Raw genomic sequence first — 8,862 nt, 5'->3', positions numbered from 1 at the left:
CCTAACATAACTCCCCACACTCCCAGTCCCCCAGTCCCCCAGTCCCCCAGTCCCCCAGTCTCATGTCCAGATCTCGCGAACCATTTATCAACCTCGTCTTCTATCATGCTTTCAAGCAGCCATTTATCAACCCCTTCTTTTACTTATATCTCCAGGGGAAAGTGATAGGAACCGAGCATGTGCCCAAATCGGGCGGGGTGGTGGTGGTGTGCAATCATGGCAGTAATTTCGATCCGCCACTACTATCGGCTGCTGTGTTGCGTCCGTTAGCATATATGGCAAAAGAAGAACTATTTGAAGTACCAGTATTAAAAAATGCCATTAAATTATATGGTGCGTATCCCGTCAAACGCGGTGCAGTCGATCGCACGACAATTCGATCGGCTTTAGCTTATCTTGAAAATGGATGGGCTGCGGGAATTTTTCTATCTGGTACGCGCACCGCTGACGGTAAAGTTCTAGATCCTAAACCGGGTGCGGCTTTAATTGCGGCTAAAGCCCAAGTCCCCCTGCTCCCTGTGTGTCTGTGGGGAACTCATGCGATCGAACAAAAAGGTAAAAAATATCCCCAATCGACTCCCGTAACGATTAGAATTGGTGAATTAATTCCCCCACCCACCGATACCAAAAGATCTGAACTCGATCGAGTCACCGCTATCTGTACGACGAAAATTAACGATTTACACGATTTGGGTAGATAGTGAATAGTGAATAGGCTTTTGGAACTGCGTTCTTTACTTTTTCTCCTCCCACACTTCCCACACACCCCCCACACCCCACACCTCCTCACACTATGGAAAACCTCCGGGAACAATTAACCGAACTGATTGATGAAGCCGAATTAGAATGGCTCAAACCGCACATTCAAAAAGATGCCGTAATTTTAGTCGTTCCCGAACTCGATCTTTTGGATGTGGGCGTGGCAATTGCCAGCGATAATACTCAATCGGTGCAACATTGGATCGGCGAACAATTGTTAGTAAAACCATCTCCAGAAATTCTCAGTCGCTGGAATGCAAATCCCGATCGCAAATTTCAAGCAATGATTCTCCAACCGTATATCTTAGTTAAAGAGTTAGAAACTTCAAGTTAAACAACCTAAAATATCGCACTGCGTTCGGTTAACATCAAATTGTTGTTTTCACCAAAAAGTAACCTCTGATGCTCCCAAATCCTTACTCCCATTTCCAATCTTCCATCTCATCAGGAATAATGACTCGATCGATTGGATAAATCGAGCCATTATCGGCACGTAGAGCTGTTGACAATACAGTAGCATCCCCGATTTTAATACCGTCACTGAGATCGATTTCTAAGGATATAATTCGCATCCTATAACGATCGCGTAAAATTTGACAAGGTATAAGACTTGTTTAAATCAAAGTTATATCGCTAGGTATATACTAATAGTTTATGATATTAAATGTAGTTAGTCTGGGTGCGTTACCCTATGGAATAACATACCCAGACCATGAAAATTCTTCAAGTTTTCGAGACTTTACTCAGATCGAGTGCTCTGTTACTAGGTTAATTTCTACCCGAATCCCGCACCGCCGAGTTTGCTAGCGAGGGGGACGAGTGGCTGTTTTCTTCCTGGGGCTGGGGATACTGTTACCATCCTTGTCTAGCTTAACTGGTAACGGCTTACCACCATTAAAATAAGCTTCCATGACCTTCAACACCATCGGCGCGGCCGTTTTACCACCACCGCCGCCAGTATGTTCGCCAAAGGCAACGACGACAATTTCGGGCTTATCCGCAGGGGCATAAGAGCCAAACCATACGTGGTTTTCACCTGGAGGAGCTTCCGCCGTGCCGCTCTTACCACTTGATGCTGGAATTGTTTCTGTATTGAGCGCGCCGCCAGTACCGCCATCGACCACTTCGCGCAAACCTTTGCGGAGGACGGCAATGGTACTGGGTTTGAGATTCATCGATTGTCGCCATTCGCGCTTGGTGGGATCTTTCACCAGATGGGGCTGAACGTGGAAGCCGCCATTAGCAGGAACGGCAAACATTCCCGCAACTTGGAGCGGCGTAGTTTGTAAGAAACCTTGACCGATCGACATATTAATCGTATCGCCGATCGACCAGGGTATTTTATAGTTGAGCTGTTTCCAATTGTCATCAGCTACCAAACCTTTGGCTTCTTCGGGCAGTTCGATCCCGGTTCTTTTACCAAACCCATATTGGCGCGTCCAGTCGATTAAGGTTGGCCCGCCCACGCGTTGACCGACTTGATAGAAAAATGTATCGCTACTCCATTTCAGGGCACCTGGAAAGCCTAATCGCCCAAACCCAGCGTGATTCCAGTCGGCGAAGGTAAAGCCGCCAATTCTGATTGAGGCATAGGTTTGGAGAATGCTATCGGGTTTGAATTTTCCAGATTCTAAGGCGGCGGTGGTGGTGACGATTTTGAAGGTACTTGCAGGCGGAAATGGTTGCAGAGCGCGATTGACAAAGGGATGATCTTGACCTTGAAGTTTTTTCCATACTTCCGGTGCAATCCGCCCGGAGAGCAGATTTGGGTCGAAAGCGGGGCGGCTTGCCATTGCTAAAATTTCGCCCGTGCGGGGATCCATTGCGACGATGGCGGCTTTATGATTTCCCAATGCTGCTTCGGCTACTTTTTGCAGCTCTAAGTCGAGAGTAATGGTGACATCTTGCCCCGATTTGGAGACTTTTTGCCCTAAAAATTGTTGCAGTCGCCCCGCGCCATCTACTTCGACTTGAGTACCGCCCCATTCGCCGCGCAATCGCGATTCGAGGGTCGATTCTAGTCCCATTTTGCCTGTAACATCGCCCAATCGATAGCCCATCGGGCGACGTTTGGCTAATTCTTTATCGTTCATTTCGCCCGTATAGCCCAAAACGTGAGCGGCGAGCATCCCACCGGGATAATAACGGACGGATTCAATATCGACATCGATGCCTTCTTTTTCGGCTCCATATTCCTGAAGTCTGGTAATCTGCGCCTCTGTCAAATCGCGGACGATGCGGATCCGATTGGTAGAATTGACTGTCGCACCAGTCAATTTGGTTTGAATTGCTGCTTCTTCGATATTTAAAATTTGGGCAACCCGTCGCCGAGTTGCGAGCCAATTTTCGCGCTTGGTTGCCAACGGCCAAATAAACACCGAGTGTGACAATTTATTACCAGCTAGCAATCGACCCTTGCGATCGTAAATATTACCGCGTACTGGCGGTTTGGCAACAGTCCGCACGCGATTGGTTTCGGCAACCTGACGATTGACCGCGCCCTGATTCAATTGGAGATAAAATAGCCGCGAACCGATTCCGCCCAGTAATCCCAGTCCGATAACGGTCATGAATACTACAGCTTGGTTTCCCTGTCCGACAGTGCGCTTTTTGTTGTAAAAGCCAGAGATGCCAAGGTTGCTACCAGATAAATCGCCAGATAAATTGTCAGAGAACCGATTCTGCATATAAAGGAAGCTTGGGGCGGGAGCGGTCGAGCGAGTTGTCAACCTAGATAGTTGGGATTTTAGCCGATTTAAGCCATTTGTCTGAGTAGGGGATACCGCACTCATATTCATTACAATTGCAGATCCCGATCTGGATTGGTGGCGATGCTGACAACTTACCATCGATCGGCGACAGGCTCCATTAAATCGATCGCATTATCCGCGCCTCGTTTCGATCTAGCATCAAATAATTCTAGCCAATGTAAAATGCGATCGATTAAATCGATCGTTGTCGCAATTTGATGATGGTAAAGAAGCAATTTCGTTCGCGTAGCGTCTCCCATGGAGAAAATCCCATCCATTCCCCATGAATCGCGCCCCCGGCTGTAACTATTCCTCCTCCCGCTGATAATGGCGACAATCTTGACACAAACCATCGGGATTGACAGCACACCGAATATAGGGAGATCGGGCATTGTAAGTGCAAGTCAAGTCGCCAATTACATAGCCGACACCCTCGATGTATTGCTCTTCGGGATCTCTAGTCATTCGCTTATAAAATCGGCGATTGGAGCTAGATTCGGTCATCGCCAGCCGCCGACTGCGAGCGCGGAGTCGTTGGTTGCGGCTCAATAAGTAGCAGAGCAGCGGTAATAAAAAAATCGTACCAATAGCTATTAACGTGTGGAGCACCCATCGCACCTCAATTCTTAATTAATATGATAACCTGCTAATTTAGTTAGAAAACAGTAGTTTTATTAAAGATTAAGAAAACATATAAAAGCTCTATACTAATTGACTTTTGTACGTTTGTCATTAAAACTTTAGCACACTGAATTTTGATGTTCGATTAGTACCCGTCTAGATACTAGGAACGTGGGGCATTGGCGATCGCGATTCCGCTTTTAGTCGCAAAGATGCGTTCGATCGCGGCTTCGACAATTTTATCGGGGGTGGAAGCTCCCGATGTCACACCTACCACAATTTTGCCATCTGGCAACCAATTTTTGGTGATTTGGAGGTCTTGAGATAATGGTTTGTGTTCGATCTGATTGTCAGCCAAAATACGCAGATCGCTATCGATATGATACGAAGGAATTTGGTGTTCGATCGAGATTTCTTGGAGATGCGTGGTATTAGATGAATTGTAGCCGCCGATGACGAGCATCAGGTCGAGGGGTTCTTCTACTAGCTCGAACATGGCATCCTGACGCTCTTGAGTGGCATCGCAGATAGTATTGAAGCTTTGGAAATGTTCGTCTAATTCGGCGGTACTGTATTTTTTCATCATCGTCCGCTCGAATAGTTTGCCGATCGCTTCGGTTTCGGTTTTGAGCATGGTGGTTTGATTGGCAATCCCGACTTTTTCTAAATCGAGGTCGGGATCGAACCCGGCGGAGTAAGCGTTATTAAATTTAGCTAAAAATTCGGTGCGCCGTTGAAGTTTTTCGGCGGGCGAGTTACCATCGTTTAGAATATAATCGGCAACATAATTAGCTTCGGCGAGATTTAGGACGACTAAATACTTATCGGCAAAAGAACTAGTTGCTACTGTCTCTTCGTGCTTATACTGACCGTGAATAATTGATGTATAATCTTTTTTCTTGTGCTTCTCGATCGTATTCCAAACTTTAGATACCCAAGGGCAGGTAGTATCGACAATGGTACACCCTTTATCGTTTAATAGCTGCATTTCTTGGACGCTGGCACCAAAAGCGGGGAGAATTACCACATCGCCGCGATCGATAATATCAAAATTTTTAACGCCGTTTTCGACCTGAATAAAATTGACATTCATTTCGCGCAAGCGTTGGTTGACAGAAGGATTGTGAATGATTTCATTAGTAATCCAAATCTGTTGCGTGGGAAAATGTTGGCGAGTTTCGTAGGCGATAGCTACTGCTCTTTCGACACCCCAACAAAACCCAAAAGATTGGGCGAGGCGAATGGTGACATCGCCGCGAGTCAGAGTATAGTTGCGATCGCGGATTTCTTGAATTAAATTGCTTTGATATTCCGATTCGAGCACGACGGCTACTTCTGCCTGATGCCCGAATCCTTTACGATGATAGTTATCTGATTGATTGAGGGATCTTTTAAAGGCTTTGGTATCCATGTGGGGGGAATGGCTGGTGGCTCGTTAATAGTATTATATCGAAGAGGATGCGCCCGCATCGACGCTTCTTACCTCTATCCCCCAAAGCCTAAAACCTAAAGCCTAAAGCCTACACCAAGCGTACGGCTTCGCCAAAGGGAAATTGAGATAGATCTAAACCTCCAGCCGTAACCACCCAGAGCGTTGGTAATACTGGTGGAGCGGGGGGAAACTCACCCAAACCATCGGTAAAATAAACACAAACCGCCTGTGTATGCTCGTCATAGGTAGCCGCGATCCGATCGAAGAACGGCACGAACGACGTACCACCGCCCCCTTCCGGCGGCGGGATAGGGGTTTCGACATTCAAGCGATAGGGGCCATATAAATCGGTATCGACATAGTATAAATCGCATTCTAGATGGGGATAAGAGCCTAAAATGCCATTTAATTCGCTCATAAATAATCGGAGTGTTTCCGATCCGATCGAGCCGCTGGTATCGATCGCCAGGTATACTCGAACAGATTCGCCTTGTAATGCTTCGAGATAGAGTCCCCGCCCGACAAATCGGCGATCGAAATTCTGAAAATCGGTAGGAGTGCGGACTAAAAATCGCCACAGTTGCGCTTTCCAGTCTAGCTGGGGATTGATAACTGTCTCAAATTCGCGTTCGCTGCCGATCGCCAGTTTACCCCATTGAGTCGTCCTGGCAATGGATGTTGCCTGTTGAATTGCCTGTCGCCAATGCGCGGCTAATAATTCGCGATCTTGTTGCGCCAGCGGTGGCGTTAGTCCCCGTGCGGGATGATGTTCGCCCAAATCTCCAGCCTTCATCGCCAGGATGTCGAGATCTGTCAATTTGAAGCGATTGGTGTCAGTTTCTCTAAGCAGCTCGTATACTTCTTCAACGCTCAGATGTTCCCACCGCTCGTCTCGCAATCCGCCGGGAGGTAATTCAACCCCGCTCACTCTTGAGATCGTACCATTAACGACAATATCGGCGGCGATATTCCACAATTCTGGTTCCCGCTCGTTGAGGCGCAATGGGTGTAATAGTGCAGCGTGCAAAATTTCATGCAGGAGAATGCCATCCTGTTGCTGGCTGGGAAGAGATTGCAAAAAGTCGGGATTTAAAAATATATCGCGTCCATCTGTAGCCGCATAGGGAATTGTCATGCTGGGTACAAACCGAGCAAACATCGCCAGAGTGCCAAAAAAAGGCGATTTCATGCGTAACCGTAACAAAGATGCACTGATGAGCTTGGCAAAATCAACAGTTGGAAGACAATCGTTCATTTCTTAATTAATCCCAAGAAATGGTCATAATTAACAACTAGCTGCTTAATAGCAAATGAATAGAAATTGGTTATATTTTGCGCTCGGATTTTAAATATTCCAGCCGATTGAGATCGTTTCAACGATCGGTGCTGGCAGCATTTCACCCCGAAAATCAATAATTTGGACTACTACTAAATAGGCGATCGCGAGTGCTATGGAAATTATGCCTGTAACTAGTGCGACAATTTTGGAACGATCCATACTAAACAAAGCAAAATAACTGATAGTTTCAATTTTAACGATAATAGCACAAATAACCAGGGCGATCGCATTCGGTCGATCGCCCCGATGCTCATCTTTCTAATTCAATTCGATGTTTAATTCAATGGAGACATAATATTGACAAATAAATTACGCGGACGATATTTAGTTACAAATTTATTAATCGCATCGCGATCCTGCGGTGCGATCATCCCGATACAGCCTGCGGTACCATCGTAACCATTACCTTTATTAAAGCTAGGATCGAGATGAATGCCTAATTCGTTGCGGTTGGTTTCAAATTTAGGAAAAATACTGATAAAAGTTCTTCCCACTTCTGGAGTTTTGCCAGGAATAATTAGATCGCTAACATCATACAAGCCATCGGGTAGGGGCGCAAAGTTATTACCGCGATCGCGATCGACTTTTTGAGTATTTGCAGTTCCAGAGACGACATTAAATGACTGAAATTTCCGACCGTTAATATAAGTTTCTAGAGTATAAATTGGGTTGCCTACACTGTTTTTACCTTTACTAGCATCTATAATCAAGCGGAGGTAACTACCTTCAATCGATGTTCTGGATATTGCCGCAATTTGGCGATTGAGGATATGTTTGGCCGGACGATTATGCTCAGATTTTAGTGCGGGAGTGTCGATATTTCTAGATCCTAAATTCTTTTGCTTTGACGAAAGGCTAGTTCGACCCTGGCGACTATTTTCTAAAGATCGATTAGATCCAAGATTGAGGGTTAATGAATCTTTTTTTATCGATATAAATTTAGTTTTAATCTGCTGTTTTCTGGGTGCAATCGTGGCTGTCGGACGATCGGGATTAGCCCAAATTGGCGCGATCGCATTACCAGGTTCGCTACCTTCCGAAACGATGGGAGCGGCGGGGAATGGTATTTTCAGGTTGAGATCGGTTGCGGATGGGATCGATCGGATCGGTTTAGTTTTCGATGATTCAAAAGAGATCCGTTGCGAACGAACCACTGGTGCAGCGACAGCGGGTAGGATATTCGATCCTGAGATAAATAATGGCAAGGCGATCGCTCTCGACAACCAGTTAATAGTCGATAGTTTCATTTTATTAAGATAGATTTAATAGGGTAGGCGGAGTCTTGAAAGTTAAGTAATAATTACGAATAGCACGCTCGTCTTTACACTCGAATGTAGAAGCAATATAGAACGGCTATTAAGATGTTGTTTGCTAATTATGTTCGGGCAACTGATTACCGATCTCGATCGAAAGAGCGCATGACTGTATCGGTATCGCTCACCTTCCACTTGCCGCTATATTTGACCAACATTACTGAAGTAAACTGTTGCGATCGTACTGCTCTTTGCGATCCTCTAGCTTTCATCATTTGCGTGACTTTGACACGGGCATTATTTTCCGACAATGAGACGAGTTCGATATTTTGAACTTCGATGCTCATATCGATGCCATAAGATTTGAGTTTAGCGAAACTACTGCGTAAGTATTCTTTATCGTCATCTGAATCTAATACGGCTACTCGCGCCATCCGCTCGACATTTTGCTCGTTAAGTCCGCGATAAAACTCGGTTAATGTGCGATGGATTTTTTTCAGCTCTGACTTTTGGGCGGTTGCCGAATAAGCGGGGCTGTCATCTTTCGTAATTAGTTTATCTTGAGTGCTCGGTGCGATCTCTGCTACCAAGTCTACAGATGCATTCGCAATTTGGGCGTTGTTAGTCGAAACTAAAGCTAAATTGACAAGTGCAGTTGCCACAGTGACGAATACATATTTCAACATAGTAGAAATCGGGGGGTGCGGT

At 45.8% G+C, this 8,862-nt stretch carries 11 protein-coding genes; 2 read left to right on the top strand and 9 right to left on the bottom strand.

The genetic code is table 11. The features are described 5' to 3' along the window. Positions 1 to 62: 62 nt before the first annotated feature. Positions 63 to 701, top strand: coding sequence for a lysophospholipid acyltransferase family protein (locus tag RMO79_RS07135; protein WP_310482409.1), 639 nt, complete (start codon positions 63 to 65; stop codon positions 699 to 701). 92 nt (positions 702 to 793) lie between these two features. Continuing rightward, a complete protein-coding gene (locus RMO79_RS07130; RefSeq protein ID WP_310482408.1) occupies positions 794 to 1,093 on the top strand; it encodes a DUF2288 domain-containing protein in 300 nt (99 codons plus the stop codon). 82 nt (positions 1,094 to 1,175) lie between these two features. On the opposite strand, the gene RMO79_RS07125 is transcribed toward RMO79_RS07130, so the two are convergent. From RMO79_RS07125 to RMO79_RS07085, 9 genes are all read right to left on the bottom strand, one after another. Then, positions 1,176 to 1,331 carry a fasciclin domain-containing protein gene (locus tag RMO79_RS07125; RefSeq protein WP_310482406.1) on the bottom strand — a complete coding sequence of 52 codons (156 nt, stop codon included), beginning with the start codon at positions 1,329 to 1,331 and terminating at the stop codon, positions 1,176 to 1,178. Between the two features lie 231 nt (positions 1,332 to 1,562). Beyond that, the gene (gene mrdA / locus RMO79_RS07120; protein WP_396136549.1) at positions 1,563 to 3,551 is read right to left on the bottom strand and encodes a penicillin-binding protein 2; all 1,989 of its coding nucleotides are present in this window, start codon (positions 3,549 to 3,551) and stop codon (positions 1,563 to 1,565) included. Positions 3,552 to 3,601: 50 nt separating this feature from the next. Continuing rightward, positions 3,602 to 3,769: a hypothetical protein gene (locus tag RMO79_RS07115; RefSeq protein ID WP_310482404.1), complete on the bottom strand. Its 168-nt coding sequence runs from the start codon at positions 3,767 to 3,769 to the stop codon at positions 3,602 to 3,604. A 46-nt stretch (positions 3,770 to 3,815) separates the two neighbouring features. Next, positions 3,816 to 4,118 (bottom strand): DUF6464 family protein, encoded by a 303-nt coding sequence (locus tag RMO79_RS07110; RefSeq protein ID WP_310482402.1) that lies wholly within the window; start codon positions 4,116 to 4,118, stop codon positions 3,816 to 3,818. 175 nt (positions 4,119 to 4,293) lie between these two features. Further along, on the bottom strand, positions 4,294 to 5,541 hold the full coding sequence (locus RMO79_RS07105) for a 4-hydroxy-3-methylbut-2-enyl diphosphate reductase (protein WP_310482401.1): 1,248 nt from the start codon (positions 5,539 to 5,541) through the stop codon (positions 4,294 to 4,296). Between the two features lie 109 nt (positions 5,542 to 5,650). After that, positions 5,651 to 6,817 (bottom strand): DUF2201 family putative metallopeptidase, encoded by a 1,167-nt coding sequence (locus tag RMO79_RS07100; RefSeq protein ID WP_310482399.1) that lies wholly within the window; start codon positions 6,815 to 6,817, stop codon positions 5,651 to 5,653. Between the two features lie 90 nt (positions 6,818 to 6,907). Then, complete coding sequence (locus tag RMO79_RS07095) at positions 6,908 to 7,060, bottom strand: hypothetical protein (protein ID WP_310482398.1); 153 nt, start codon at positions 7,058 to 7,060, stop codon at positions 6,908 to 6,910. 116 nt (positions 7,061 to 7,176) lie between these two features. Next, positions 7,177 to 8,148 (bottom strand): hypothetical protein, encoded by a 972-nt coding sequence (locus tag RMO79_RS07090; RefSeq protein ID WP_310482397.1) that lies wholly within the window; start codon positions 8,146 to 8,148, stop codon positions 7,177 to 7,179. Between the two features lie 146 nt (positions 8,149 to 8,294). Then, positions 8,295 to 8,840: a hypothetical protein gene (locus tag RMO79_RS07085; RefSeq protein WP_310482396.1), complete on the bottom strand. Its 546-nt coding sequence runs from the start codon at positions 8,838 to 8,840 to the stop codon at positions 8,295 to 8,297. Positions 8,841 to 8,862: the final 22 nt, after the last annotated feature.

This window comes from Chamaesiphon sp. VAR_48_metabat_403 (assembly GCF_031422475.1).
Lineage (GTDB): Bacteria > Cyanobacteriota > Cyanobacteriia > Cyanobacteriales > Chamaesiphonaceae > Chamaesiphon.
Note: the sequence above shows the minus strand (reverse complement) of the source record. Positions and strands in the feature narration are given on the sequence as shown.

Bases quoted from the DNA above. Each gene is read 5' to 3' on its own strand.
- RMO79_RS07115 (WP_310482404.1), bottom strand. From the start codon at position 3,769: ATGGGAGACGCTACGCGAACGAAATTGCTTCTTTACCATCATCAAATT.
- RMO79_RS07095 (WP_310482398.1), bottom strand. From the start codon at position 7,060: ATGGATCGTTCCAAAATTGTCGCACTAGTTACAGGCATAATTTCCATA.
- RMO79_RS07085 (WP_310482396.1), bottom strand. From the start codon at position 8,840: ATGTTGAAATATGTATTCGTCACTGTGGCAACTGCACTTGTCAATTTA.
- RMO79_RS07125 (WP_310482406.1), bottom strand. From the start codon at position 1,331: ATGCGAATTATATCCTTAGAAATCGATCTCAGTGACGGTATTAAAATC.
- mrdA (WP_396136549.1), bottom strand. From the start codon at position 3,551: ATGAGTGCGGTATCCCCTACTCAGACAAATGGCTTAAATCGGCTAAAA.
- RMO79_RS07135 (WP_310482409.1), top strand. From the start codon at position 63: ATGTCCAGATCTCGCGAACCATTTATCAACCTCGTCTTCTATCATGCT.
- RMO79_RS07100 (WP_310482399.1), bottom strand. From the start codon at position 6,817: ATGAACGATTGTCTTCCAACTGTTGATTTTGCCAAGCTCATCAGTGCA.
- RMO79_RS07090 (WP_310482397.1), bottom strand. From the start codon at position 8,148: ATGAAACTATCGACTATTAACTGGTTGTCGAGAGCGATCGCCTTGCCA.
- RMO79_RS07130 (WP_310482408.1), top strand. From the start codon at position 794: ATGGAAAACCTCCGGGAACAATTAACCGAACTGATTGATGAAGCCGAA.
- RMO79_RS07105 (WP_310482401.1), bottom strand. From the start codon at position 5,541: ATGGATACCAAAGCCTTTAAAAGATCCCTCAATCAATCAGATAACTAT.